Consider the following 24,720-nt stretch of genomic DNA (forward strand, 5'->3'; position numbering starts at 1 on the left):
AGCGGTCACGTTGCCGGAATCCTCCCGGTCACGTTCACCGGAACGTCGGTCACGATCCCGGAATCACCGGTCACGTTGGTCCGGAATACTCAGCATTGCAGTGGATTGCTTCTCGACCACGGAAATTCAATGTTAGATTTCACCAATGCAGATCCTTCCCGGGCACGCACATCTACCTTTGGTGACCAGGGTCGAATGCCAGATGTTGTGCGTGTACCCCGGCTTGAAAGATCCCCGTGGGAAGAGCTGCTTCATATCCAGGCGCTTTCACACGGACCGTAATTCAGCACCTTGACCCCCGGTCGCTTCACACGCCTTGGATTACCACGAGACAGCCCCGAGGATTAAGATGCTGGTAGACCACTCGGTTTTTGGCTGCCAGCGCATTGGACTACCCTCATGGACCTGCTGAAAGATTTCTCGACGTTCTCGTTCACTCATCAGGAACGCGAGCGATGCGTGTACCGAAAAGGTGAAGGTCCCGCCGTCCTGATCATGCACGAGGTGCCGGGGATCTCCGTCGAGGTGGCGCACTTTGCCCGGCGCGTCTCGGACGCAGGTTTCACCGTGTTCATGCCGAGAATGTTCGGCCCCGTCGGGGTGAAGACGTCGCCGCTCAACCGCGTACCTGAGCTCTTGAAACTCTGCTGCGTTAACCGCGAATTCCATGTACTCGCCGAAAATCGATCGAGCCCGATAGCGGACTGGCTGCGCGCACTAGGTCGCCATATTCACGAGCAAATGGGCGGCCGCGGCATCGGTGCAATCGGCATGTGCGTTACCGGCAACTTTGCGCTCACGCTCACCCTCGATCCATGGGTGCTGGCGCCCGTCATGGGGCATCCGTCGTTCCCGCTTCCAATCACCCGCGCCAAGGCTGCCGCAGTACACGTGACGCCCGAGACATTCGCCAATGCACGACGTCGATCCGCCGAGGATGGGCTGAAGGTGCTGGGGGTGCGTTTTCACGGCGACTCGATGTTCTGCAGAGCGCCGCGCTTTGCGACTCTGCGCCGCGAGCTCGGTGACGCTTTCGAGGGAATTGAGCTTCCGGCCGCGTCGGCAAAGCCTCAGCCCGAGCCGCCGCACAGTGTGCTGACCATCGGCCTCATTGATCGCGCGGGCGAGCCGACGCATGAGGCGGTCGAGCGTATCCTGAGTTTTCTTTCGGAACGCCTGCGCTAATCACGAATCCGATGCAGGCCCGGATGGTCTCGAATTTCGATAAAAGCCTCTAACTTTAGTTAGGTTTGCAGAAACGCCCTATGCCGAAACTTGCGCCAAATGTGCCTCTAGCGCACGCCCTGTTTGTGCTTCCAGCTATGCTTACCGTAGCACCGGCGCTGCCGCGCTTTTTACCTCCGCGTTGCACCACGAATGCTTATTCCAGCACCAAGGTCCTAACCCGGCATTGCAGTGGATCGGCTTCGCCGCCCACTGAATTCAAACGTTAGATGCCACGAGACAATGTTCGCCGCTCATCCATTTCACAGACGGTTTCATTCATGAAAATTCATCTGCTCATTCCTGCACTCATCTGCATAGCACTACCATCAAGCGCCTTCTCCCAGTCATGGGTAAGACTTGCTAGAACCCCGAGCAATACGGTCTTCTACTACGACGCAGACTCTGTAAAACCAAATGAGAATAAAACCATGATCTCCATCCTGACGATGGCAGATCATAGGAATGATGCATCTTTTCCAAAAGACTTTACGGAAGTGCTGTTCAAGGTCAACTGCCAGAACTTGAACGTAAGCCAGATTCACACATATAAATACAACGCTGGCCATAAGGATGAAGAGCGGAACTATGTCAATCCGTACGATCGGACCTATTACACGCCAGAACGCGGAAACATCGAGAAAAGGGTTTTAGATGTTGCATGCGCCCTTTAATGCACTATGAGCGACCTTAAACGAGCTATTTCACTGATCAAGAGTGGTCGCATAAGCGGGCAAGCCACCGTATTTATTGACGAAGCATTGTCAAAAGCACTGGTCAGATCGATCTCAGCGGATGAAACTGACAGTGTTCTTGGTTACATCGACCTGCAATTGGCAAATAACCCTGTTAGTCAATCGACACGACAGTCACTGGAGCGCTTATATGGCGACCTTCAACAACGTCGGGGTGGCACCTAACAATTCATTCAAGCCGAACCCGCTTCGAGGGTCGGCTTAATTCAAGTGTTAGGTTTGCAGAAACGCCCCATGCCAATCTTCATGCCAAAAGTGCCGCTAGCGCACGTTCTTCCTGCGCATACCGCTATGCTTTTCATAGTGGCACGCTATAGCGCTTTTCACTTTCGGGTTGTGCCACGCGTGCTTGTTCCGGCACCAATTTACGTTAGGTCTCTATGCCACTTCTCGCCACAGCCAAAGATTGGGCCCGCGGCATCAAACGCGATGTGGTGGCGGTCTATTTCGCAGCCCGTGACCCGGAAACTCCACTTTGGGTTCGCGTGTTGGCAATTGCAGTAGCAGCGTATGCGCTCAGCCCCATTGATCTCATACCCGACTTCATTCCGGTTCTTGGCTATCTTGATGACCTGCTCATTGTTCCGCTCGGTCTCATGATCGTTATTCGGCTCTTGCCGCCGCACATCCTTGAGTCGTCTCGCGTAAAGGCTGCCGAGGTACTTGATCGCCCACGCAGCCGAACCGCTGCAGTCTTCATCGTGGGTATTTGGCTACTTTGCGCAGTGGGTGTGGCCTATTGGCTGCTACGAAATAACGGAACCTAACCCTTTTATCAAGCGGACAGCCAACATCAAGCTTCGCTTGCTGTTGTCCTCAGCTCATGTCAAACGTTGGGCAGCTGAAAAAATGCCACGCTCATTCACCCGCTCCCCGTACACAATCATTACCCTGCTTGCTTTCCGTCAAGCACAGACTAATTGGAGAAATATATGGCAGACAAGAAAAGTGTCCTGGTGATTGGCTTGCAACCAACACTCATTGATTTCTCCGATCCCGACTACGCGGCTTATCCTGGCATGGACGCGGCGAAGGTATTGGCCGGCCTCAAAGCCTCTGAAGACAGCTTGACTGACCGCGGCTACGACGTGCAAATGTGCTTGACCGATTTTGGCGAAACTGCTGAGGCAGTTGTTCGAGACCAACTGGAGCAGAAGCGGTTCGATTGCATCCTCATCGGGGCCGGCGTTCGAACGATCGCAGGAAACTTCCTATTGTTTGAAAAGTTGATAAACGTCGTGCACGCGCACGCTCCTCAAGCCAAGCTGTGCTTCAACACCAAGCCGACTGACACAGCTGAGGCAGTACAGCGCTGGCTGTGAAATGCAAAATGACTTTGTGCTTTCGCGAGGCACAGTTGCCTAACCCTTCGCTGCAGCGCACTGCCTTCGGCAGCCGCTGAACTCAAACGTTGGGTTCACACGGTCATCCATGCCAAAGTTCACGCCCAGGGTGCCGGTAGCGCACGCTCTGCCTGCGCTTCCAGCTATGCTTTCCATAGTAGCAGCGCTGCCTGGCTTTTCACTTTCGGGTGGCGCCACGAATGCTTGTTCCGGCCCCAAGGTGCTAATCCGGCGTGGCATCGCACTGCTACGCAACCGCCGAACTCCATACGTTAGCCCCATCCCCAAAAACACCATGGACTTTTTTAAACGACTGGTTTTAGCCATCGCATTCGCGCTCACCGCGCCAAATGCCATCGCCGAAAGGATCGCCAATGCAGACTTCGCAGTGCCTGTTGAACGGTACGGGCATTTCGCGCTTGGCCGGCCGCATGAATACGCCCGCGTGACGGCGACGACCGATGCGGGGCGGCGCCTGATGTTCGAATTGCCGGAGAACGAAGTATTCGAGGATCTGACGCCGCGAATCGTCAGGCTGGCGGCCAATGAGCCGGAAGAGATTCTTGCTGTTGTCAGCAACCGCGCCACCGGCGCGCGGCTGATGATGCTTCGATTGCGCGCGGGCCGCCTTGAGATAAGCGCGCAATCTCCACCGATCGGGACGCCGATGCGCTGGCTGAATCCGGTCGGCGTCGCCGACCTGGACGGCGACGGGCGTGCGGAGATCGCCGCGGTCATGACGCCGCACATCGGCGGCACGCTGAAGGTTTATCGGAGGCAAGGCGAGGCTCTCGTCGAGATCTCGGCGCTTGACGGGCTCTCGAATCATGTGTACCGAACGCAGGAATTGGCTTTGTCGATGCCATTTTTGATTGCCGGCAAGACACGCCTGCTGGTGCCTGACGCAACTCGCCTGCAACTTCGAATCGTCGGGCTGGAGAACGGCCGCCTTGTCGAAACCGGCCGGTGCCCGCTGCTTTCGCCGGTAACTGGCGCAATGCAGAAGATTTCGCCCTCCGAGGTGTCGCTTGGCCTGCTTTCCGGGCGAACGATGCTTGTTCCCAATGATTGCCCCAAGTAGCCAAGTGCCGCGAGGTCCTGGCCGAAGGCCGGCCATGGCCGCCCGCCGGGCAGTGCCGCCAAGACGCAGGTCACGCTGCGCCTTGACGTGCATGGGAATGCGGTCAGACCTCAACTGTTTATCTCCCGTCCAGTTCTTTCGCCTCAATTCCCTCACCTGCTCCAATGCCCACAGGTTTGTTCATCTCCAGCCCAGTCATCGGCAAGCCTGTGACGAAACTTAAACCGCTGAGTGCGTCGTCAGCCGGTGCTTGAATCCCGCATGAAGAAGCGTTTGTCAGTGAAGCCTTCATGAGCCCATCCACACCCCCCGATTTGCGCTACTTCGTCGTTCGCGGCCGGCTGTGGCGAGCCACCCATCCCGCCCTGCCTGATGAAGCACGCGGCGCGCTGGTGCAGCAACTCATGAACGCCCGGCGCGCGGTGAAGACTGCGCTTGATGCCCATGACGCAGCCAGGCTTGCGCAAGCCCGGGCCGAAGTCAACGCCGCAAAAATTGCGCCGGGGGAACGCGGCCCGGTCTGGTGGACCGATGGTGCCAAGGATTTCAACCGGCACCTGGTAAAAATACGCCGTATGCCGACTGGTATCAAAGGCTTGAGGGGTCGCAGACATGAAGGACAGATCCCGTCCATCGACTGAAAAACCTGCCCTTCAATGCGGCAAGCCAGCCGCCACACCCAGGCGCTGAGCAGCAGCCGCCAGGCGCTTGTCCAGCGTCCACAGCACGCAGCCCTGCGTCAGGCGCGCACTGGCCAGCAAACACGCCTCGACATAGCCAATGCCCAGCCCGTGCAACGCATGAGAACCTATAAAACCGATCACTTCCTCTGTGCTGGCCACGCATGCCAGCGACAGGTTTTGCAGGGCGTCCAAGATCGTGGCGCGCTGCTGCAAGCTGCCCAGGGCGAGCTCTCCCAGAACGAAAGGATGCGACAGTACCTGCCCACGTTGGAGCAGACCCGCCAGTTCGCTGTTGCCGCGCCGCAAATGCGCAACCCACACAGAGGTGTCCACCAACACCATACGGATTCAGTCTTGCCCTTGACGGCGGGGAATCGGCTGGAGCAAAGGCTCGGTGCCGCCCAGCAAGGCCAGCCGGCGCGCACTCTCGCGCTCGATCAGGGCTTTCAGCGCTTCACGCACCAGAGCCGATTTCTCTTTCAGTCCGGTGTAGCTCTCGGCCTTTGCCAGCAATTCGTCATCCAGGGCCAGTGTGGTTCGCATCAGGGTGGCTCCTTGAGGTCGTTGAAAAATGACAGAAAGCATTTATATTAGCATCGTCTGATGACGATTTTCGTGCCTCTTTATTCCAGGCAAGATTCCAACGGCCCTTTCAAGCGGCGCCCTCCCCCGGTCCCATACACTTTGCCCCCCTGTCCATGCAAGGCGACTTCCGATGCCCACTGAATTCCCTCCCGTCTGCGTCAGGCAGTTCCGGCAAGCCCTGCTCTGGCCCTTGCGCCTGATGCCGGTGCGCGGCTCCGAAGGCCGGCATGCCAAGCCCTGGGAACTGCTGGCAAACATGGGCGAGGCGTCGCCCTGGCAGGAGGTGGTCGATGAATACAGCCCGGGCAGCGGCCGCTTTCACGAGCGCCACTACAACGAATTTGTCAGCTTTTTGCCTTATGTGCAGCGGTTTTTGTACGGCGAGGGGCGCAGCCCGAGCGGCACGGGAGCAACGGCGGGCTCGCCGATGCGGGTGTTTCGCCGCAGCGATGTCAAGGCCCTGCGCGCCGTGACGCATCCGGGCGCGGCGCCGGTCATGCTCGACATCGCCCATGTTGATCTGTACTTTTTTCTCGACCTGGACCTGGTGCTGCTCAATGTCGAGGTCAGCGCCAGCGACCTGACGCTGGTGCAGGCGCAAGACCTGCTGTACCGCTTTGGCCGGGGCTACCCGGCCAGCTGGGACGCCAACGGCAACGCCCAGCACTGCCTGCTCAGCGCCGAATGGCTGGGCCACGACGGCGAGGTGCTGGCGCAGTCGGACGCCAGCCAGCGCGAGGTGTTCATGGCGCATGTCAGCCAGCACCGCGCGCCGCGTGTGGCCGCGCACTGGGCCTGGCTGCTTGAACCGCTGGTGGGCGACCATTCCGGCAAGGCCGGGAGCCTGCGCTACCGGCAGATCGAGTACTACCGGATGCCGCAGCTGGCCTTTCTGGCGGTGGACCGTCCGCGCGACGTGAGCCGCAGCGACTTCATCCGCCTGGCACTGGTGCTCGGGCCGCCCGACGCCAACCTTGACACCCGCACGCCTTACGCCGAAGCCGAGCCGGGCGACTTTGAAAGGCGCTTTTGCTACGACCGCTTCTGGGGCGAAGGCGGCGCGGCGCCTCACACGCGCTATTTGTGCAGCGGTCATAACTTTTTGGTGCTGGGCGATGCGAACAGCGCGTTTTTCGTCTGTCCCGAACGCGGCGTGCTGGCGCAGTTCCGGCACCAGCATTTTTTGCTGTTCCTGATTGCGCATTTCCAGAAGGCGGCGCTGTTGATGTTCTCGGACCGCTTGGCCGAGGCGCTGAAGAACCTGGACATTGCCGACGCGCCCAGCGTGCGCGCCTTCAAGCGCACGATACGCGACAGCTTTGCCGGGTTTTTGCGCTTCACGCACCGCTACTGGTTCCATGACATTTCCGAGCAGGGCCAGGTGCGCGCGCTGTTTCGCCTGTGCGCCGGCCATCTGGAGGTCCATTCTTTGTACCAGGAGGTCAAGGAGCGCATTGGCGAGATGAACAATTATCTGGATGCCGACAGCCTGCGCCGCCAGGCCAACACCGTGGTGCGGCTGACGGTGGTGACGATCTTCGGCCTGATCGGGACGGTGACGACGGGTTTCCTGGGCATGAACCTGCTGGCCGAGGCAGACGCCCCGATGGGCCGCAGGCTGTGGATTTTTGCCCTCGTCTTTGTGCTGGCGCTGGTGCTGACGTTCTACACCATGGCCAAGTCCAAGCGGCTGTCGGATTTTCTGGACGTGCTGGCCGACGAGCGCGCCACGACCTGGCAAAAGGTCAGTGCGCTGGGACTCGTGTGGCGGCGAAACGGCGACTGAGCGCGGCTTGAAACCGATGTCATTTCAAACACTTTTGGCCTGTAGCGCATGCTCCATCTACGCTTTTAGCTATGAAAACAGGAGCGATCAATCAGCATTCTCGCGCCGCGCTGCACGCTGGCCGCCAGCGCGCGCGTTTTAAGTCCCGTCTAAGCTGTACGCATCAGACTGTGTATGCCACTTCAAGGAAAACCCCATGCGCTTATTGCTGGTTGAAGACGACGCCATGATCGGCGAGGCCGTGCTGCAGGTGCTGCGCGCCGAGCACTATGCCGTGGACTGGGTTCGTGACGGCGTCATGGCCGACGCGGCGCTGCGCAGCGAGCAGTACGACCTGGTGCTGCTCGACCTGGGTCTGCCCCAGCGCGACGGCCTGGACGTGCTGCGCGCCCTGCGCCAGCGCCGCGCCACCGTGCCGGTGCTGGTGGCCACGGCGCGCGACGGCGTGGCCGAGCGCATTGCCGGGCTGGATGCCGGCGCCGACGACTACGTGCTCAAGCCCTATGACATCGACGAGTTGCTGGCGCGCATCCGCGCGCTGCTGCGCCGCAGTGCCGGCCGGGGCGAGCCGGTGTTTGCGCACAAGGGCGTCAGCCTGAACCCGGCAACGCGCGAAGCCACGGTCCACGGCCAGCCGATCTTGCTGTCGGCGCGCGAATGGGCGGTGCTGGAAGCGCTGATTGCCCGGCCCGGCGCGGTGCTGTCCCGCGCCCAGCTGGAGGAAAAGCTGTTCAGCTGGAAGGACGACATCAGCAGCAACGCGGTCGAGGTGTATGTCCACGGCCTTCGCAAGAAACTCGGCAACGACTTCATCCAGAACGTTCGCGGCCTGGGCTACGTGGTGCCCCGGGAATGAAAACGGCGCATGACGGCCGCAGCGCCGGGCCGCCCCAGGCAAGGCCAGCCCCCCCGGGGGGCAGTGCAGCACGCGAAGCGGCAAGCGTGGGGGCGCATTCCCTCAAGCGGCGCCTGCTGTGGTTCGTGCTGGTGGCGATCTTGCTGGCCGCCGTGCTGCAGGCCGTCACCGCCTACCGCGGCGCGCTGCGCCAGGCCGATGCATTGTTCGACGACCATTTGCAGCAGATGGCGCGCTCGCTGCGCGGCGGCATTCCGCTCGGGCTGCCCCAGGCCGGGGTTGAAGAAGATTCGGCCTACGACCTGTTCGTGCAAATCTGGGGCCAGGACGGCACGCAGATTTTCCGCTCCACCCGCTCGGCGCTGCCGCCGCGCGCGGTGCTGGGGTTTTCGGATGTCGAGGCACACGGCAACCGCTACCGGGTATACACGCTGCAAACGCCCTTGCAGACCGTGCAGATCGCCCAGGACCTGAGCGCGCGCACCGCCCGGGCGCGGGCGCTGGCGCTGCGTGCCGTGCTGCCGTTTGCCTGGCTCACGCCGCTGTTGATGCTGGCGGTCTGGTGGATCATCAAGCGCTCGCTGGCGCCCATCGAACGCACCCGCCAGGCCGTCGCCAGCCGCGCCGCCGACGATTTTTCGCCCTTGCAGGGCGCTGGCCTGCCCGACGAGGTGCGGCCGCTGGTCGATGAACTCAACCTGCTGTTCGGCCGGGTGCGCCATGCCTTCGAGGCGCAGAAAAACTTTGTCGCCGATGCCGCGCATGAGTTGCGCTCGCCGCTGACGGCGCTCAAGCTGCAGGCGCAAACCTTGCGCCGCGTGGACGGTGACCGGGCCGCGCGCGAGGCCGCCGTGGCGCGCCTGAACCTGGGGCTGGACCGGGCCATCCGGGGCGTCGAGCAACTGCTGCTGCTGGCGCGCGAGGAAGCTGGCCCGGCCCCGGCCAGCGGCACCCAGCCGGTCGATCTGCAGCAGGTGGTGCAACTGGCCGTGGCCGACACCCTGCCGCAGGCCCGGCTCGGGCACATCGACCTGGGGCTGGCCGAAGACGCTTCCGCTCAAGCCGTGCCGCCCGTCAGCGGCCAGAAGGAGGCGCTGCGCATCCTGCTGCGCAACCTGCTGGAAAACGCCGTCAAGTACACGCCGCCGGGCGGCCAGGTCGATATGTCGCTGGCGCTGGTGGACGGCAGCCCGGTGCTGACGGTCGAAGACAGCGGACCGGGCATTGCGCCAGAACTCCGCCCGCGCGTGTTTGACCGCTTCTTTCGGGTCAGCGACACGGCGCAGCAAACCGGCAGCGGCCTGGGGCTGGCCATCGTCAAGGCGATTGCCGACCGGCACGGCGCGGTGCTGGCGCTGGGCGAATCGGCGCGCCTGGGCGGCCTGAAGGTCGAGGTGCGATTTGCGCCGGCTGCACCTCGCCACGTGGATCAACTTTAAGTTTCGCCTAAGCCTGCGTCCTGATACTTGTCTGCATCGGCACCAACGCGTGCCTTACCCGACAGGAGCTTTTTCATGACATCAGCCGTTTCAAGCAATACCCGCCTGGTTGCCGCACTGCTGGCCGCTGGCGCCATCGGCGGCGCCGGGGTCGGCGCGTTCAATGCGCTGCAAACGCCAGCCAGCGCCGCCGTCTCGCCGCCCGCCTTCGTTGCCGCAGGCCCTGGGGCCACACCTGTGGCCCTGCCCGACTTTTCGCAAATCACCGAGCGCTACGGCCCGTCGGTGGTGAACATCAGCGTCACCGGCACCACCCAGGTGTCCAACGACTCGCCACTGGCGCAGGACGGCGGCGACGAAGCGCAGGACGACCCCCAACTCAGCGGCCCGCTGGGCGAATTGTTGCGCCGCTTCCAGCAGGGCCAGGGGCACCCGGGCGCAAACCGGGGCGGACCCGGCGCACAGCAGGAAATGCCGACGCGCGGCCAGGGATCGGGCTTCATCGTCAGCGACGACGGCATCATCCTGACCAATGCACATGTGGTGCGCGGCGCCAGGGAAGTCACCGTCAAGCTGACCGACCGGCGCGAGTTCCGCGCCAAGGTGCTGGGCGCCGATACCAAGACCGACATTGCCGTGCTGAAGATCGCGGCCAGCAACCTGCCCGTCGCCAAGCTGGGCAAGACCAGCGAGCTGAAAGTCGGCGAATGGGTGCTGGCCATCGGCTCGCCCTTCGGTTTTGAAAACACCGTGACCGCCGGCGTCGTCAGCGCCAAGGGTCGCTCACTGCCCGACGACAGCGCCGTGCCTTTCATCCAGACCGATGTCGCCATCAACCCCGGCAACTCGGGCGGCCCGCTGTTCAACGCGCGCGGCGAAGTGGTCGGCATCAACTCGCAAATCTACACCCGCAGCGGCGGCTACCAGGGTGTGTCGTTTGCCATTCCGATCGACATCGCGAACAAGATCAAGAACCAGATCGTTGCCACCGGCAAGGTCGAGCATGCCCGGCTGGGCGTGGCGGTGCAGGAGGTCAACCAGGCCTTTGCCGACTCCTTCAAGCTCGACAAGCCAGAAGGCGCGTTGGTGTCCATGGTCGAGAAAGGCAGCCCGGCCGAAAAGGCGGGCCTGCAACCGGGCGATGTGATCCGCCAGGTCAACGGCCAGCCCATCGTGTCGTCGGGCGACCTGCCGGCGGTGATCGGCCTGGCCGCGCCCGGCGACAGCGTCAGGCTCAATGTCTGGCGCCAGGGTGCGGCCAAGGAACTCACCGCACGGCTGGCCAATGCCGATGACAAGGCCGCGCAGGTTGCCAGCAGGAAGGACGCACCCGGCCAGGGAAAACTGGGACTGGCACTGCGTCCGCTGCAGCCCGACGAGCAGCAGCAGGCCGGCACCGACAGCGGACTGGTGGTGCAGCAGGCCAGCGGACCGGCGGCCCTGGCCGGCGTGCAGGCGGGCGACGTGCTGCTGTCGATCAACGGCATTCCGGTGAAAAGCATCGACCAGGTGCGTAGCGCCGTGGCGAAATCGCAAAAATCGGTCGCGCTGCTGATCTTGCGCGGCGACAGCCGGATTTTCGTGCCGGTGGACCTGGGCTGACGGCTGACGGCATTCCAGCGGCAAAGCGGGCGTCGGTCCGACTTTGTCCAGCGGATGCCTTGATGGCGGCATGCACAACCATGCGGTGCAGGAGCCACAAAAACAGGCTACTTACGTGGACACCGTGCACTTTTGTACGTGCATTGACGGCTGAAAAGGTATTATCCGGCGCTCTTCATTCGCCTTTTGGCCTGGCGAATCGATCACCCGGTCTGTGCAATCCTCGCAAGAACGCCTGATTGCGCAGCAGCACCAAGCTTGTTGGCCAAAAACCCATTCTTGAATGCCCATGACACCTGATTCACGTCTTGCCCTGCAACGCTGCCGTTCCCTTGTTCATCGATGGGCACTTCTGCCGTTTGTGGCAGTTGCCGGGGGCGCCGCCTTGTCGGCACACGCTGAAATCCCTTTGCTCTCCGGCCTGCAGGCTTACAGCATGCAGGCACAGCCTGCCGCGCCTGCGCCCTCGCCGGCCTTGACCCGCTGGCAGTCCAGCCTGGATGCTTTTGCCCTGGCCGACAGGCAGCAGCGCCCGGCCAGCGATGGCGTGCTGTTCGTCGGCAGCTCGACAATTCGGCTGTGGTCCAGCATGTCGCAGGATTTCCGGCAACTGCCCGTCCTGCTCAACCGGGGTTTTGGCGGCTCGACCATGCGCGACTGCAATGCGCTGGTGCGCGAACTGGTGATCCAGTACAAGCCCCGGCATGTCATGGTGTATGCAGGCGACAACGACCTGACCGAGGGACGCACGCCCGACGCCGTGCTGCGCAGTTTTGCCAATTTCGTGCACAGCGTGCGGGCCGAACTGCCAGACACCCGCATCAGCTACATCTCGATCAAGCCCAGCCCCTTGCGGCAGGCGCTGCTTCCCCGGATCAGGCAAACCAACACCTTGATGGCCGGCTATGTGCAGACCGTGCCGAACGCGCGCTACATTGATATTTTCAATCCCATGCTCGCGGCCGACGGCCTGCCGCGACCCGAGCTTTTCCTGGCCGACCAGCTGCACCTGAATGAAGCGGGCTACTGGCTCTGGCAATCAGTGATTGCGGCTGATCTGTCTGTGGCGCCGGCTGCGGCGGCGGCGCAGACGGACCCGAATCCCCAGCATGCGTCTGCGGCAGTGGGCCGCTAGGTTTGTCAACGGCGTGGCGCGCATCGAGCCACAGGGAAAGCCTGGCGACGCCATACAGCGCGGCAAAGCTGGCAGCCAACACCAGCGCATCCAGCCCCACGGGACGGGTGGCCGGATTGGCGCGCAAAACACCGGCAGTGACGCCACGCCCAGCGTTTCCTGTGCAGGCAGGCGCGGAATGTGCTGCATGAACACGGGCCCGAAGCGGATCGTGACCAGCATCAGCGCCAACAGGTCGAGCAGGCGAAACGGTGCCAGCAGCCATTTGTCGAACAACAGGTTCAGGCCGGCGTTCGACAAAAAAGGGGTTTGTCCGACCGCATGCCGCCACACCAGGCAGGTCACGGCCACCAGTACTGCCAGCGCCATGGCCCAGCGCGGAAAAACAAACGGCACGGGCACGGCCTCGGTCCGGCTGGCACCCATCCACAAGCCCAGAACCCATAAAAACTGCCAGGAAAACGTGCCGAACGCCCCGGTTTCATCAAACGGAACGGCCAGTCCGGTGAGGCGCACGGTGCTGTCGTAAACCCAATGGCCCAGGCCGAACTGGGCCAGCAGCCACAGACCCAGGCTTGCGGCCATCACCGAGCGCCAGCCGCCGCGCAGCCCATGCGCCAGCCCCCACGGGCTGGCCAGCATGGACAGGATGTACACCGGCAGGATGTCGAGCAGCGGCGGCTTGTAGACCAGCAACAGGCCGGCCAGCAACGCTGTCATGGGATGCGCCAGGTAGTGCGACATCAGGTCCTTGACGGCAGGCTCGTCAATGCGCAGCCCGACCGCGGCGATCACCGTGAACAAGAACAGCAGCATCGCGGCATGGCAGGCATACACCTTGCGCGCGCGCCGCCAGAAGGCCAGTCGCATGGCGTCGATGCCTTTGCGGTTCGCCATCTGGCCATACACCATGCCCGCCATGTAGGCCGACAGCAGGTCAAACCCTCGGCGGCGGATACATAGCCGAAGGGCTGCCCCAGCAGCGGGCTCAGCCGGGTCGGCAGGTGCGTGACGGTCATCAGGACCAGCATCAGGCCCCGAAGCGCATCGAGTTCCCAGCGCCGCGTCATGGTGCCTGCCCGGGAACGCGGGCACGGGCGCCGCTGAGGTGACTGAAATACATTGGCAGGGGTTTTTTCATGAGATATGCGCTAGGGAAGCAGGCGGAAATAGACCACGCTCAAGCGCCAGACAAGCAGTCAACGTGGCCAGCATCCCAGCCATCCTCATCTTGGCGCTGTCGCCCAGGTCCGGCAGGTCGTTGTCAGATTTGACGAGGCGGTGGTCAACTTCGGCGATCCGAAAGCCCCTGCCCCGCTTGCCGTGCGCTGCAGCGATGCGCAGGCGGCTCAGGGTGCAGGCCGCTGGACCGGCAACCGCGAATGGATTGATGAGTTCGACAAGTACCTGCCGCCAGACGTGCGCTGCACCGTCACAGCCGTTTCAGGCTTCAAATTTCCCTCTTCCGCAATACTGACGGGCACAAGCAGCTATCAATTCAATAGTGGCAGACCATTATTCAAAATCTGGGCCCCGGCACTTACCAGACCATCGACGAAGCGCAGTATTTCGTGCTGCAACTCAACGGGCCAGGCACGCTGGCCAGCCTGCAGCAAAACGTCTGCTGTTCGGTGGAAGGCCTGGGCGAGCACGGGCCGTTGCGGCTGATCGATGGCGCCGAACGCGACGCCCTGCTGAAATCGCAAAACCTGGACAAGGCCGCCGGCCGATGCGGCTGAGCTTTAATGCGCCGGTGGCGCGCAAGCTGGCTGAGGCGATTCGCCTGAAGTCTGCCGGCGGCGAATCCAGGCCGGCTTTTGAATCCGACACCGGCGATGGCGACAGCCGGGTCACGGACCTCCGTTTCAAGCCCCTCTTTGCCGAACTGGGCCGGTTCACGCTGGAACTACCCGCAGGCTTGTAGGGTGCCTCGGGCCGCCTGCTGGCCAATGCCGTCAGTTTCCCATTGCAGGTCACGACAGCCGCGGCAAGCCCTGGCCCACGCTGCAGTCGCTGGCGACCGCGCCGCTCAAGGCCTCGTTCAACGCCGGCTACCAGATCAGCAGGCCCATCACGCCGGTAGAGCAGGCGGTGAAAGGCCAGTACACGCGCGGCGACGTGCTGCGCATCACGCTGGAAGTCAACGCCTCGGCCGACATGCGCTGGGTCGTCATCAGCAACCCGATTCCCGGCGGCGCGACGGTTTTGGGCAATGGCCTGGGGCGCGACTCGCAAATTGCCACCCGCGGCGAGAAAAAGACCGGCGCAGGCTGGCCGGCGTTCGAGGAACGCAGTTTTGAGGCCTATCGCAGCTATTACGAGTTCCTGCCCAAGGGCGTGGTGAAGATGGACTACACCGTGCGCCTGAACAACGTGGGCAGCTTCGCCCTGCCGCCCAGCCGCGTCGAAGCGCTGTATGCACCCGAGATGTTTGGCGAGGCGCCCAATGCGCGGATGAAGGTGGAGGCAGAAAAATAGTCATTGACCGATACGCCTGGACCTGGGCAAGGCGTACGATGCGCCGCTGACCCGATTCACTTGCACCTGTCGTATCAGGCTTGCCCCGGCTGCGCAAGGGCGTTGAAGCCGGGTTGCCTTCGAGCCCACCCAAGGAGTCCACCGCATGCAAGACCCTTCTTCCACTTCTTCCACTTCTTCCACTTCTTCCACTGCCCCCGGCATCACATCCCCTTATCCCACGCCGGAGCGCGCGCCGCTGACCACGCTGGTGCCGCAGGTCGTGGTGCCGGCGCTCTTGGTGCTGGGCGGCCTGCTGGTGTTTTGCGGCATGTTTCCGCAGCGCGCCGACCTGTTTTTCTCGGGCGCGCAAAGTTGGGTGGTCAGCCACTTCGACTGGTTCTATACCAGCGCGGTCACGGTGTTCCTGGTGTTTTTGCTGATGGTGGCGGCCAGCCGCTTTGGTGACATCCGGCTGGGCCCCGATGACGCCCTGCCGGAGTTCAACTTCCTGTCCTGGACCGCCATGCTGTTTGCCGCCGGCATGGGCATTGGCCTGATGTACTTTGGCGTGGGCGAGCCGCTGCAGCACTATCTCAAGCCGCCGACGCAAATCGGCGGCACGCCGGCAGCGGCCAGGGAGGCGCTGCAGGTGACGTTTTTCCACTGGGGCTTTCACGCCTGGGCGGTGTACGGCACCATGGGCCTGGTGCTGGCGTACTTCGGCTTTCGCTACAACCTGCCGCTGACGCTGCGCTCGGGCCTGTACCCGCTGCTCAAGGAACGCATCAACGGCCCGATTGGCCACGGTGTCGATGCCTTTGCGCTGGTCGGCACCATTGCCGGCATTGCCACCACGCTGGGCTACGGCGCGCTGCAACTGGCGGCCGGGCTGAACAAGGTGGGCGGCTGGGACACCACGACCAACGCCTTTCGCATCGGCATCATCTTCGTGGTGGTGTTGCTGGCCGGCATCTCGGCGGTCAGCGGGCTGGACAAGGGCGTGCGCCGCCTGAGCGAGTTCAATTTGTCGCTGTCGTTCCTGCTGCTGGGCTTTGTCATCATTGCCGGGCCAACGGTGTATTTGTTTCAGGCGCTGAGCGAAAACATTGGCGGCTACCTGTCCAGCCTGGTCAACATGTCGCTGCGCACCTTTGTCTATGAACCGACGCGCGACGAAGGCTGGTTTGGCGGCTGGACCATTTTGTACTGGGCGTGGTGGATTTCCTGGTCGCCGTTTGTCGGCATGTTCATTGCCCGTATCTCGCGCGGCCGCACCATTCGCCAGTTCATCATCGGTGTGCTCCTGGTGCCGACCGCCTTCAACCTGCTGTGGATGACGGCGTTTGGCAATGGCGCCATCTGGATCGATACCCATGTGGCGCAGGGCGCGCTGGCGCAAACCGTGGGCAATGTCGATGCGCTGCTGTTCCGCTTTTTTGATTTTTTGCCGCTGACGACGACGGTGTCGTGGCTGGCGATTTTGCTGATCGGGGTGTTCTTTGTCACCTCGGCCGACTCGGGTGCCTTTGTGGTCGATGCGATTGCCTCGCGCGGCAACCCGCGCTCGCCCATCTGGCAGCGCCTGTTCTGGGCGGCGGTGCTGGGCGTGACCGCCGCCGTGCTGCTGCTGGCCGGCGGGCTGGGCGCACTGCAGGCGATGACGCTGGTGGCCGCGCTGCCGGTGGCCGTCATCATGCTGGCGCTGTGCTATGGCCTCTGGCGCGGCCTGCAGGCCGACGTGGCGCATTCGACGCAAGACCTGGCACCGGCCACCAACTTCTGGAGCGGCCAGCACTGGCGCCGGCGGCTGGAGCAGATCGTGCACCAGTCGACCCGCCAGGACGTGCTGAACTTCATGCAGACCGGCGTGCTGCAGGCCATGCGCGACGTGGCGCGCGAGCTGGGCCAGCGCGGCGTGGCCGCCAGCGTGCACGAGGACGACCTGGCCGAAGGCGTGCTGCGCCTGACGATTCCCGACCCGACGCTGCGCGACTTTGTCTATGGCGTCAAGGCCGTCAGCCGCGCAGTGCCGGTGTTCATGGTGCGCGAAGCGGCGCGCGAGACCGAGCGCGACCAGGTGTTCGAGCCGATGACGTTCTTCGAGGACGGCCGCCAGGGCTACGACATCCAGTACCTGCGCACCGAGGAAATCATCGTCGACATCCTGCGCCACTACGAGCGCTACCGCTCGGTCAGCCTCAACCAGCGCACCCAGCTGCTGAACCGCGCGCCGGGCCATACCGAGCCGCTGCTGTGACCAACGCTACCTGAAACTTGCATGAAATTCCTTACCGCATTGGTCGTTGCCGCCACCAGCATTTTTTGCGCCGGGCTGTTTGCCCAGGAGAGCAACGCCCACGCCACGCCTGTCAGCCCCGCTAACCCGGCCAGTACGCCCGCGCCTGTCGGCGCGCCGGTTGTGCAGGCACCCGTCGCCTTGCCATCCGGCCCGCTCAGCCGGGCTGAAGTGGCCGCTACCCAGTGGCTGGCGCTGACTGACGCTGGCGACCATGCGCGCAGCTGACGCGAGGCAGCAAGCCTGCTGCAAAGCTCGGTTACCCAGCCCCAATGGGAAAGCGCGCTGCAAGCCAGCCGCTCACCATTGGGCGGCGTGAAGTCGCGCACGCTCAAGGCCGCCACCTTCTCGCGCACGCTGGCCGGCGTTCCGGACGGTGATTATGTGCTGATTCAGTACGAAACCGAGTTCGCATTCAAGTCGCTCGCCATCGAAACTGTCACGATCATGAAAGACCGGGATACCCGCTGGAAAGTGGCCGGGTATTTCATCAAGTGAGTATTTCGCTTCCTTCATACGTCCCCTGTGATGACTTCAGCGCTGTCTTGTTCTGTGCCCAAAGCCTGCCCTCATCAAGCGGCAGGCGATGACCATCTGGAAGGTTTGGCCTCGTCATCGCAAATGCAGCGCGGCAACCCATCGTCGATGCGGTGCGGTTCTGCATTGACACGCTTGACCAGCCCTGACGGCTCCTCTTTTATCAAACGCTGATTTGCTACACTTTTAATAGCATATTGCGACCTGCTCGTCTGCGCTACAGGCACTTTTAACCAAGTAAAGCAGGAATTTCATCCGTCCGACTCCCTGATCCTGGACCGTCATGGCGAACTGCTCCAGCGCGTGCGAACCGATGCCAGCGTGCGGCGCGGCCAGTGGGTCGCCCTGGCCGACATTTCGCCGGCGCTGCGCACGGCGCTGGTGCTGAGTGAAGACAAGCGGTTTTACGAATACAGCGGCGTGGACTGGCGGGCGGTGTCCGGTGCGGCCTGGGCCAACCTGTGGAACACCAAAACGCGGGGCGCGTCCACGCTCAGCATACAGCTGGCCGGGCTGCTGTACGACGACCTGCGCGCCAGCAACAGCGGGCGCAACATCACGCAAAAAATCGGTCAGCCCTTTGCCGCCCAGGTGCTGGAGCAGCGCTGGTGCAAGGACCAGATCCTGGAGGCGTACCTGAACCTGGTGCCGTTTCGCGGCGAGCTGGTCGGCATTGATGCGCTCAGCCGCACGCTGTTCGGCAAGGCGGCGCACGGGCTGGACGAGCGCGAGGCTGCCCTGGCCGCCGCGCTGCAGCGCCGGGATTTTGATGCCAGAGAAGGGATAGCGCCGCATCTGGCGCGCCGGCTTGTGGTGCGGGGACAGCCCCCACCCCAGCCCTCCCCCAAAGGGGGAGGGAGTCATGCGCAAAACAGCCATGAGATTCCCGCCTTGCTCCCTCCTCCGCTGGGGCAGCAGCGCCAGAGGATCCTCCCTGAATCACTCCCTCCCCCACTGGGCTAGGGTCGGGGTGGGGGCTCTCCGAATTGGAATCCTGAAACCATCACGTCCACCCTGCGCGCCCCGCTGCAACGCTTCGCCGTGCAAACGCTGCAGCAGCACCTGCGCGAGCTGCGCGGCCGCCATGTCGAGGACGGCGCCGTCGTGGTGCTTGTTGACCCGCGCGCCGCCTTCATCGTCAGCAACATCCTGGCCGACCCGCTGGCGCGCGCCCGAACCTTCGGCACCGATTCCATTTTGGCGACGCGCTTCTGGACAGCGGTGAAAACCGGCACCAGCAAGGACATGCGCGACAACTGGGCGATGGGGTTTTCGCAGCGCTACACCGTTGGCGTGTGGGTCGGCAACGCCAGCGGCGCGGCGCCAGTCTGGGCGGCGCTGATGAACCACCTGCACCAAACCGAACCCAGCCGCGCGCCCGGCCCGCCGCCGGGCGTGGTGCAGGTCCGCACGGCGTTTGGCAATCAGTTTGAAGCGGCGCGCAGCGAATGGTTCATCCAGGGCACCGAACAATCGCTCTTTGCTATGGATTCAGTAGCTTAAAGCACAGGCAGGACGGGCGGAAAAGGCCTGAAAGTCTTGAATTTCTCATCGCCGCCGCGCATCACCGCGCCCGCATCGGGCACCATCATTGCGCTAGACCCGGACATTCCGCCGGCGCACCAGCGCCTGACGTTCAGCGCGCAGGGGCACGGCCTGCGCTGGCGGATGGACGGCCGGGAGTTTGCGCGCGGCACCGAGGTGCGCCGGCGGCCAGGTGGCTGACGAGATCCGGCTGGAAGTGCGCGGCGCCGGCTTGCGGCAAGCCAGCGCAGCCATGCCTTCCGGGCGAAGCGACTGATCCATGCCCCTCCAGCGCCCTGGCTGCGGCGATGTTGAAATAAATTGTGAAACCAAAAAAATTATTCACTCGCCAGAAATGCCCAAAGCGCTAGCATCAGGCGCTTCAGGAGACAAGCCCCATGACCGTGATCACCAACATCGAAGACCTGCGCGTGCTGGCGCAAAAACGCGTTCCCCGCATGTTCTACGACTATGCAGATTCCGGCTCGTGGACCGAAGGCACCTACCGCGCCAACGAGACGGATTTCCAGAAGATCAAGCTGCGCCAGCGCGTTGCGGTGAACATGGAAAACCGCAGCACGGCCACCAAGATGGTCGGCATCGACGTGAAGATGCCGGTGGCGATTGCGCCGGTCGGCCTGACCGGCATGCAGCATGCCGACGGCGAGATCAAGGCGGCCCGGGCGGCCGAGAAGTTCGGCATTCCCTTCATCCTTTCGACCATGAGCATCTGCTCGATCGAGGACATTGCCGCCAACACGCAGCGCCCTTTCTGGTTCCAGCTCTACATGATGCGCGACCGCGACGCCATGGCCGCGATGATCGAGCGCACCCGCAAGGCCGGTTGCGACGCACTGGTGCTGACGCTGGACCTGCAGGTCATCGGCCAACGCCACAAGGACCTGAAGAACGGCCTGACGGCGCCGCCCAAGCCGACGCTGGCCAACATCATCAACCTGATGACCAAGCCGCGCTGGTGCCTGGGCATGGCCGGCACGCGCCGCCACACCTTCGGCAACCTGGTCGGCCACGTCAAGGGCGTGAGCGACATGAATTCGCTGTCCGCCTGGACCAACGAGCAGTTCGACCCGCGCCTGTCGTGGGCCGACGTCGCCTGGGTCAAGGAAAAATGGGGCGGCAAGCTGATCTTGAAGGGCATCCAGGATGTGGAAGACGCCCGGCTCGCCGTGCAAAGCGGCGCCGACGCCATCGTCGTGAGCAACCATGGCGGCCGACAGCTCGACGGCGCGCCGTCGAGCATCTCGGCGCTGCCGGAGATCGTCGAAGCCGTCGGCTCGGACATCGAAGTGTGGATGGACGGCGGCATCCGTTCCGGCCAGGACGTGCTAAAGGCCTGGGCGCTGGGCGCACGCGGGACGCTGATTGGCCGCGCCATGGTCTATGGCCTGGGCGCCATGGGTGAGGCCGGCGTGACCAAGGCGCTGCAGATCATCCACAAGGAACTCGACATCACCATGGCATTTTGCGGCCGCACCGACATCAATACGGTGGACAAAAGCATCCTGCTGCCGGGCAGCTACGACTTCAAGAATACCTGACCGCTGCCTTATAGGGCGGCCGCCAAGCCCCTTCCCGGTTCAGCGCTTGAGGAAATCCAGCAGGTCACGCGTCGCGCGCTCCTTCTCGGTGACCAGCAGGCCATGCGCCGCGCCTTCGTATTCCAGCAGGGTTGAACCGGGAATGCCCTTGGCAGCTGCCCGGCCGGCCGCGTCGATCGGCACGATCTTGTCGCCGGTGCCGTGGATGATCAGCGTCGGCACCTTGAACGCGGCCAGGTCCGGGCGGAAATCGGTGGTTGCGAATGCTGCCGCGCAGGCCAGCGTGGCCTTCAGGCTGGCCTGCATCGACACCTGGCGGGACCAGTCGATGACTTCGTCGCTGACCGGGCTCGACAGCATGCCGACGCCGTAAAAATCCTCGAAAAACTTGCCGAAAAACTCGGCGCGGTCTTCCTTCATGCCCCGGGTCATTTTGTCGAAGACCGACTGGGGCGTGCCCTTGGGGTTGTCGTCGGTTTTCAGCATGAAAGGAACGACCGACGACACCAGCACCGCTTTGGACACCGACTTGCCGCCATGCCGCGACATGTAGCGCGCCACCTCGCCGCCGCCCATCGAAAAGCCGGCCAGCACTGCATCCTGCGCGCCGGTCTGCTCGATCACGGCGGCCAGGTCGTCGGCCAGCGTGTCGTAGTCGTAGCCACTCCAGGGCTGCGACGAACGGCCAAAACCCCGGCGGTCGTAGGCAATGGCGCGGTAGCCGGCGTCGGCCAGGGCCATCGCGTGGTCGTCCCAGCTGTCGGCCGACAGCGGCCAGCCATGCAGCAGGATGACCGGCTGGCCGTTGCCCCAGTCCTTGACGTACAACTCGGTCTTGTCGGCGGTGGTGACGTAGTTCATGGCAGCGTGTTCCTTGAAAGGGTTAACCGTTCATTTTTCATGCATGGGCTTGCGCCGGTGTCGGTGAAAGCCGCCACCGGCTGTCAGCCCCGCCGCCGAGGAACAGGGGCCAGATTCTGGACCGGAGGCCGATGGAGGTCAGCAGCGGTTTACAAACCGACACCACTGTTGACAGGCACCGCAGCTTGAGCCCCCCAGCGGCCCTCGTTTCAGTCGAGCGACAGGTGGCGTTCGCGGATCAGCTGGTGCCAGAACGTCGTTTCACGCGCGATGAAGCTGGCCAGCTGCGGTCCGTCGGACGGTGTGACTTCCAGGCCAAACTCCTCCAGCCGGGTCTTGACTTCAGGCACCAGGATGGCCTTTTGCATTTCGACCGACAGCAGCGCCGCGATGTCGGGCGGCGTGCCTTTCGGAACAAACAGTCCCTGCCAGGCAACGGCCTCGAAATCCGGCACACCGGACTCGGCCAGCGTCGGCACGTTGGGCAAGGCGGCAATGCGCCGGGGCGACAGCACCGCCAGCGCGCGCACCTTGCCTGCGCGAATCTGCGCCAGGCCACCGGCGGTATCAACGATCATCATCGGCAGCTGCCCGCTCATCACATCCTGGATCGCCATCGCCGTTCCCCGGTAGGGCACGTGCACGATGAAACTGCCGGTGCGTTCCTTGATCAGCTCCATCGCCAGATGGTGCGGGCTGCCGGCACCCGGCGAGGCATAGCTGTACGCGCCCGGCGAGCGCTTGACCGCTGCCAGCCACTGGCGCGCGCTGGTGAACGGGCTGTCCGGGTTGACCACCAGGATCAGCGGAAAACCGGCCATGAAGCCCAGCGGCGTGAAGTCGACCGGGCTGTAGGGAAGTTTCTTGTACAGCGCGGTGTTCAGTACCATGGCGCCGTTGTCCCCTGTCACCATCGTGTAGCCGTCGGCGGGCGCCTTGGACGCCGCGTCGGTGCCGATGATGCCGGCCGCACCGGGGCGGTTGTCGATGATGATGGACTGGCCGAGCTGCCGGCCCATCTGCACCGACAGGTGGCGCGCCAGGAAATCCTGGCCGCCGCCGGCCGGGTAGGCGACGATCCAGCGGATCGGCTTGGCCGGCCAGGCCTTTTGCGCCAGCGCCTGCGGGCTCGCCAGGGCCAGTGCGGCAGCAGCGCCCAGCGCGGTATGGAGCATGGAACGACGGGACAAGGCAATGGGAACGGTCACGAAAACACCTCTTGGGAAGTTCAACAACGGGGGCTGCGCCGCCCGGGCTAAAAAGCCGCGCAATTTGCGTGCCGTGATTGTCACCCCTGCAGCTGCGGCGGAACTGGCGAGTCACCCTGCGCGCTGGCTTGCGAGCTGGCTTGCGAGCTGGTTTTATCGTAACTGCTCAGCTCACCGTGAGATTTGTCATTCCCGCGAAGGCGGGAATCCAGTAGCGACGTTCGCAAAGGCCATGCGTGCGGTTCTGGATACCCGCCTGCGCGGGCATGACGGATAGTTTTTCCTCCTTGAAGAGGTTGACCAGGATGGCAGGGTGGCGCCAGAACGGCAAAAAATCCTGCAGGAAATTCGCATGCCGTGACCCAACAGCTTTGTGCCATGAACGGCACGCCCGAAGCGCGGCACAATCCAGAATGTGATTCCCGAGCCAGCTCCACCCGCCCTGCCCCGGCGCATTGCCCATCTCGACATGGATGCGTTCTTCGCATCGGTCGAATTGCTGCGTTATCCGCAGCTCAAGGGCCTGCCGGTGGTGATTGGCGGCGGGCGGCGCACGGTCGATGAGGCGCTGATGGCCCAGCATGGCGAGCGGGCACTGCGCTTCATCCCGGTGGCCGAATTTCCGCTGCTCAAGGACTACGTGGGCCGGGGCGTCATCACCACGGCCACCTACCCGGCCCGGCAATTTGGCGTGGGTTCGGCCATGGGCCTGATGAAGGCCGCCAGGCTGTGCCCGCAGGCCATCGTGCTGCCGGTGGATTTCGACGAGATTCGCCGCTTCTCGCGCCTGTTCAAAAGCACGATTGCCGAGGTCGCGCCGCAGGTAGAGGACCGGGGCATCGACGAGGTCTACATCGACTTCACCGACGTGCCCGGCGGCCAGCGGGAGGGCGGACGGGCACTGGCCCGGCTGATCCAGCGGGCCATCTTTGAAAAGACCGGCCTGACCTGCTCCATCGGCGTGGCGCCCAACAAGCTGCTGGCCAAAATGGCCAGCGAGTTCGACAAGCCCAACGGCATCTCCATCGTCCAGGAGGACGACCTGCAGGCCCGCATCTGGCCGCTAGGGGTGCGCAAGATCAACGGCATCGGCCCCAAGGCAGGCGAAAAACTGGCGGCCCTGGGCATCCAGACCATCGGCGAGCTGGCCGCGCAGGACCGGCAGTTCCTGATCGGCCGGTTCGGCAAGGCCAGCGGCGCCTGGATGCATGAGGTGGCCTGGGGCCGCGACGACAGCCCGGTCGTCACCCAGAGCGAGCCGGTCAGCATGAGCCGCGAGACCACCTTCGAGCGCGACCTGGATGCAGTGCGCGACAAGGCCGAGCTGGGCGCGATCTTCACCCGGCTGTGCCAGCAGGTGGCCGCCGATCTGCAAAGGAAAGGCTATGTGGCCAAGACCATCGGCATCAAGCTGCGCTATGACGATTTCCGAATTGCCACACGCGATCAGACGGTGCAGGCCTACACCGCCGATGCGCAGGCCATCCGCAAAATTGCGGGGCTGTGCCTGAAGCGTGTGCCACTCGACCGCAGGCTGCGGCTGCTGGGGGTAAGGGCCAGTACGCTGGCCCAGGCGGCCGAGTTGCTTTTTTTTGAACAAAAACCACCTATCCCGCCCGTCCCTATTGACTCTACAGCTATTGAAAAAATAGCAAATTACGAGCTTTTCTAACCCTTCAAATTGATTGCCGATTCCACAACATGCCTGCCCAAGACGACCCTGCCGCGAGCTGCGGCGCCGAACAGCGCGCTGCCGCCAGTGGCATAAATCCGCAGACCGCCCGCA

25 protein-coding genes and 3 pseudogenes are annotated in these 24,720 nt (G+C 63.3%); 21 read left to right on the forward strand and 7 right to left on the reverse strand.

The window, feature by feature from the left end:
- The first annotated feature begins 399 nt into the window (after window positions 1–399).
- The 6 genes from IWX85_RS10485 (at window position 400) to IWX85_RS10510 (ending at window position 4,403) form a co-directional block, all read left to right on the forward strand.
- A complete protein-coding gene (locus tag IWX85_RS10485; protein WP_196869697.1) occupies window positions 400–1,185 on the forward strand; it encodes a dienelactone hydrolase family protein in 786 nt (261 codons plus the stop codon).
- Between the two features lie 320 nt (window positions 1,186–1,505).
- Window positions 1,506–1,898, forward strand: coding sequence for a surface-adhesin E family protein (locus IWX85_RS10490; protein WP_196869698.1), 393 nt, complete (start codon window positions 1,506–1,508; stop codon window positions 1,896–1,898).
- Window positions 1,899–1,904: 6 nt separating this feature from the next.
- Complete coding sequence (locus IWX85_RS10495; protein WP_196869699.1) at window positions 1,905–2,144, forward strand: hypothetical protein; 240 nt, start codon at window positions 1,905–1,907, stop codon at window positions 2,142–2,144.
- A gap of 215 nt (window positions 2,145–2,359) precedes the next feature.
- A complete protein-coding gene (locus IWX85_RS10500) occupies window positions 2,360–2,746 on the forward strand; it encodes a YkvA family protein (RefSeq protein WP_196869700.1) in 387 nt (128 codons plus the stop codon).
- Window positions 2,747–2,911: 165 nt separating this feature from the next.
- The gene (locus IWX85_RS10505) at window positions 2,912–3,301 is read left to right on the forward strand and encodes a hypothetical protein (RefSeq protein ID WP_196869701.1); all 390 of its coding nucleotides are present in this window, start codon (window positions 2,912–2,914) and stop codon (window positions 3,299–3,301) included.
- 316 nt (window positions 3,302–3,617) lie between these two features.
- A complete protein-coding gene (locus IWX85_RS10510; protein WP_196869702.1) occupies window positions 3,618–4,403 on the forward strand; it encodes a hypothetical protein in 786 nt (261 codons plus the stop codon).
- Between the two features lie 118 nt (window positions 4,404–4,521).
- Here the strand turns inward: IWX85_RS10510 and IWX85_RS10515 are convergent, their stop codons facing one another.
- Window positions 4,522–4,695 carry a hypothetical protein gene (locus IWX85_RS10515; protein ID WP_196869703.1) on the reverse strand — a complete coding sequence of 58 codons (174 nt, stop codon included), beginning with the start codon at window positions 4,693–4,695 and terminating at the stop codon, window positions 4,522–4,524.
- Here IWX85_RS10515 and IWX85_RS10520 point away from each other — a divergent pair.
- Window positions 4,694–5,044, forward strand: coding sequence for a hypothetical protein (locus IWX85_RS10520; protein WP_231379680.1), 351 nt, complete (start codon window positions 4,694–4,696; stop codon window positions 5,042–5,044). The two genes, IWX85_RS10515 and IWX85_RS10520, sit on opposite strands and share 2 nt — an antisense overlap.
- A gap of 12 nt (window positions 5,045–5,056) precedes the next feature.
- On the opposite strand, the gene IWX85_RS10525 is transcribed toward IWX85_RS10520, so the two are convergent.
- On the reverse strand, window positions 5,057–5,428 hold the full coding sequence (locus IWX85_RS10525) for a type II toxin-antitoxin system VapC family toxin (protein WP_196869704.1): 372 nt from the start codon (window positions 5,426–5,428) through the stop codon (window positions 5,057–5,059).
- 6 nt (window positions 5,429–5,434) lie between these two features.
- Window positions 5,435–5,629, reverse strand: a complete 195-nt coding sequence (locus tag IWX85_RS10530; RefSeq protein WP_196869705.1) for a type II toxin-antitoxin system VapB family antitoxin — start codon at window positions 5,627–5,629, stop codon at window positions 5,435–5,437.
- Between the two features lie 172 nt (window positions 5,630–5,801).
- On the opposite strand from IWX85_RS10530, the gene IWX85_RS10535 reads away from it, so the two are divergent.
- The 5 genes from IWX85_RS10535 to IWX85_RS10555 all read left to right on the forward strand — a co-directional run bounded on the left by IWX85_RS10535 (window position 5,802) and on the right by IWX85_RS10555 (window position 12,489).
- Complete coding sequence (locus tag IWX85_RS10535) at window positions 5,802–7,457, forward strand: CorA family divalent cation transporter (RefSeq protein WP_196869706.1); 1,656 nt, start codon at window positions 5,802–5,804, stop codon at window positions 7,455–7,457.
- 196 nt (window positions 7,458–7,653) lie between these two features.
- Window positions 7,654–8,313, forward strand: a complete 660-nt coding sequence (locus tag IWX85_RS10540) for a response regulator (protein ID WP_196869707.1) — start codon at window positions 7,654–7,656, stop codon at window positions 8,311–8,313.
- Window positions 8,310–9,752, forward strand: a complete 1,443-nt coding sequence (locus tag IWX85_RS10545) for an ATP-binding protein (RefSeq protein ID WP_196869708.1) — start codon at window positions 8,310–8,312, stop codon at window positions 9,750–9,752. Before IWX85_RS10540 ends, IWX85_RS10545 begins: the two co-directional genes overlap by 4 nt.
- A 75-nt stretch (window positions 9,753–9,827) precedes the next feature.
- Window positions 9,828–11,354 (forward strand): Do family serine endopeptidase, encoded by a 1,527-nt coding sequence (locus IWX85_RS10550; RefSeq protein WP_196869709.1) that lies wholly within the window; start codon window positions 9,828–9,830, stop codon window positions 11,352–11,354.
- 436 nt (window positions 11,355–11,790) lie between these two features.
- Entirely contained in the window at window positions 11,791–12,489 is a 699-nt protein-coding gene (locus tag IWX85_RS10555; RefSeq protein ID WP_196869710.1) for an SGNH/GDSL hydrolase family protein, read from the forward strand.
- Here IWX85_RS10555 and opgC read toward each other — a convergent pair.
- A pseudogene (gene opgC / locus IWX85_RS10560) lies at window positions 12,394–13,559 on the reverse strand (OpgC domain-containing protein). The gene IWX85_RS10555 and the pseudogene opgC overlap by 96 nt on opposite strands.
- Before the next feature lie 501 nt (window positions 13,560–14,060).
- On the opposite strand from opgC, the gene IWX85_RS10565 reads away from it, so the two are divergent.
- The 8 genes and pseudogenes from IWX85_RS10565 to IWX85_RS10595 all read left to right on the forward strand — a co-directional run bounded on the left by IWX85_RS10565 (window position 14,061) and on the right by IWX85_RS10595 (window position 20,865).
- Window positions 14,061–14,228, forward strand: a complete 168-nt coding sequence (locus tag IWX85_RS10565) for a hypothetical protein (RefSeq protein ID WP_196869711.1) — start codon at window positions 14,061–14,063, stop codon at window positions 14,226–14,228.
- Complete coding sequence (locus IWX85_RS20445) at window positions 14,219–14,413, forward strand: hypothetical protein (RefSeq protein ID WP_231379681.1); 195 nt, start codon at window positions 14,219–14,221, stop codon at window positions 14,411–14,413. The genes IWX85_RS10565 and IWX85_RS20445 overlap by 10 nt, the downstream gene beginning before the upstream one ends.
- Window positions 14,414–14,472: 59 nt before the next feature.
- Window positions 14,473–14,967: pseudogene (locus IWX85_RS10570) on the forward strand (hypothetical protein); the annotation flags it as partial.
- 145 nt (window positions 14,968–15,112) lie between these two features.
- On the forward strand, window positions 15,113–17,206 hold the full coding sequence (locus IWX85_RS10575; RefSeq protein WP_196869712.1) for a BCCT family transporter: 2,094 nt from the start codon (window positions 15,113–15,115) through the stop codon (window positions 17,204–17,206).
- 21 nt (window positions 17,207–17,227) lie between these two features.
- A complete protein-coding gene (locus IWX85_RS10580; protein WP_196869713.1) occupies window positions 17,228–17,473 on the forward strand; it encodes a hypothetical protein in 246 nt (81 codons plus the stop codon).
- Window positions 17,474–17,488: 15 nt separating this feature from the next.
- On the forward strand, window positions 17,489–17,743 hold the full coding sequence (locus IWX85_RS10585) for a DUF4019 domain-containing protein (RefSeq protein ID WP_196869771.1): 255 nt from the start codon (window positions 17,489–17,491) through the stop codon (window positions 17,741–17,743).
- A gap of 228 nt (window positions 17,744–17,971) precedes the next feature.
- Window positions 17,972–19,583: pseudogene (locus IWX85_RS10590) on the forward strand (transglycosylase domain-containing protein).
- A 121-nt stretch (window positions 19,584–19,704) separates the two neighbouring features.
- Window positions 19,705–20,865 (forward strand): alpha-hydroxy acid oxidase, encoded by a 1,161-nt coding sequence (locus tag IWX85_RS10595; RefSeq protein WP_036805210.1) that lies wholly within the window; start codon window positions 19,705–19,707, stop codon window positions 20,863–20,865.
- A 39-nt stretch (window positions 20,866–20,904) separates the two neighbouring features.
- On the opposite strand, the gene IWX85_RS10600 is transcribed toward IWX85_RS10595, so the two are convergent.
- The 3 genes from IWX85_RS10600 to IWX85_RS10610 form a co-directional block, all read right to left on the reverse strand.
- Complete coding sequence (locus IWX85_RS10600; RefSeq protein WP_196869714.1) at window positions 20,905–21,726, reverse strand: alpha/beta fold hydrolase; 822 nt, start codon at window positions 21,724–21,726, stop codon at window positions 20,905–20,907.
- 209 nt (window positions 21,727–21,935) lie between these two features.
- Window positions 21,936–22,934, reverse strand: coding sequence for a Bug family tripartite tricarboxylate transporter substrate binding protein (locus IWX85_RS10605; RefSeq protein WP_370584261.1), 999 nt, complete (start codon window positions 22,932–22,934; stop codon window positions 21,936–21,938).
- Window positions 22,935–23,100: 166 nt separating this feature from the next.
- Entirely contained in the window at window positions 23,101–23,397 is a 297-nt protein-coding gene (locus IWX85_RS10610) for a hypothetical protein (protein ID WP_196869715.1), read from the reverse strand.
- Between the two features lie 6 nt (window positions 23,398–23,403).
- Between IWX85_RS10610 and IWX85_RS10615 the strand changes: the two genes are divergently transcribed.
- A complete protein-coding gene (locus IWX85_RS10615; protein WP_231379682.1) occupies window positions 23,404–24,606 on the forward strand; it encodes a DNA polymerase IV in 1,203 nt (400 codons plus the stop codon).
- The last annotated feature ends 114 nt before the right edge of the window (window positions 24,607–24,720 follow it).

Source organism: Polaromonas sp. CG_9.11, from assembly GCF_015752225.1.
Lineage (GTDB): Bacteria > Pseudomonadota > Gammaproteobacteria > Burkholderiales > Burkholderiaceae_C > Polaromonas.

Bases quoted from the DNA above. Each gene is read 5' to 3' on its own strand.
- IWX85_RS10525 (WP_196869704.1), bottom strand. From the start codon at position 5,428: ATGGTGTTGGTGGACACCTCTGTGTGGGTTGCGCATTTGCGGCGCGGC.
- IWX85_RS10555 (WP_196869710.1), top strand. From the start codon at position 11,791: ATGCAGGCACAGCCTGCCGCGCCTGCGCCCTCGCCGGCCTTGACCCGC.
- IWX85_RS10580 (WP_196869713.1), top strand. From the start codon at position 17,228: ATGAAATTCCTTACCGCATTGGTCGTTGCCGCCACCAGCATTTTTTGC.
- IWX85_RS10545 (WP_196869708.1), top strand. From the start codon at position 8,310: ATGAAAACGGCGCATGACGGCCGCAGCGCCGGGCCGCCCCAGGCAAGG.
- IWX85_RS10510 (WP_196869702.1), top strand. From the start codon at position 3,618: ATGGACTTTTTTAAACGACTGGTTTTAGCCATCGCATTCGCGCTCACC.
- IWX85_RS10500 (WP_196869700.1), top strand. From the start codon at position 2,360: ATGCCACTTCTCGCCACAGCCAAAGATTGGGCCCGCGGCATCAAACGC.
- IWX85_RS10600 (WP_196869714.1), bottom strand. From the start codon at position 21,726: ATGAACTACGTCACCACCGCCGACAAGACCGAGTTGTACGTCAAGGAC.
- IWX85_RS10540 (WP_196869707.1), top strand. From the start codon at position 7,654: ATGCGCTTATTGCTGGTTGAAGACGACGCCATGATCGGCGAGGCCGTG.
- IWX85_RS10535 (WP_196869706.1), top strand. From the start codon at position 5,802: ATGCCCACTGAATTCCCTCCCGTCTGCGTCAGGCAGTTCCGGCAAGCC.
- IWX85_RS10575 (WP_196869712.1), top strand. From the start codon at position 15,113: ATGCAAGACCCTTCTTCCACTTCTTCCACTTCTTCCACTTCTTCCACT.
- IWX85_RS10550 (WP_196869709.1), top strand. From the start codon at position 9,828: ATGACATCAGCCGTTTCAAGCAATACCCGCCTGGTTGCCGCACTGCTG.
- IWX85_RS10505 (WP_196869701.1), top strand. From the start codon at position 2,912: ATGGCAGACAAGAAAAGTGTCCTGGTGATTGGCTTGCAACCAACACTC.
- IWX85_RS10490 (WP_196869698.1), top strand. From the start codon at position 1,506: ATGAAAATTCATCTGCTCATTCCTGCACTCATCTGCATAGCACTACCA.
- IWX85_RS10595 (WP_036805210.1), top strand. From the start codon at position 19,705: ATGACCGTGATCACCAACATCGAAGACCTGCGCGTGCTGGCGCAAAAA.
- IWX85_RS10520 (WP_231379680.1), top strand. From the start codon at position 4,694: ATGAGCCCATCCACACCCCCCGATTTGCGCTACTTCGTCGTTCGCGGC.
- IWX85_RS20445 (WP_231379681.1), top strand. From the start codon at position 14,219: ATGCGGCTGAGCTTTAATGCGCCGGTGGCGCGCAAGCTGGCTGAGGCG.
- IWX85_RS10610 (WP_196869715.1), bottom strand. From the start codon at position 23,397: ATGGGCAATGCGCCGGGGCAGGGCGGGTGGAGCTGGCTCGGGAATCAC.
- IWX85_RS10615 (WP_231379682.1), top strand. From the start codon at position 23,404: ATGGATGCGTTCTTCGCATCGGTCGAATTGCTGCGTTATCCGCAGCTC.
- IWX85_RS10515 (WP_196869703.1), bottom strand. From the start codon at position 4,695: ATGAAGGCTTCACTGACAAACGCTTCTTCATGCGGGATTCAAGCACCG.
- IWX85_RS10530 (WP_196869705.1), bottom strand. From the start codon at position 5,629: ATGCGAACCACACTGGCCCTGGATGACGAATTGCTGGCAAAGGCCGAG.
- IWX85_RS10485 (WP_196869697.1), top strand. From the start codon at position 400: ATGGACCTGCTGAAAGATTTCTCGACGTTCTCGTTCACTCATCAGGAA.
- IWX85_RS10495 (WP_196869699.1), top strand. From the start codon at position 1,905: ATGAGCGACCTTAAACGAGCTATTTCACTGATCAAGAGTGGTCGCATA.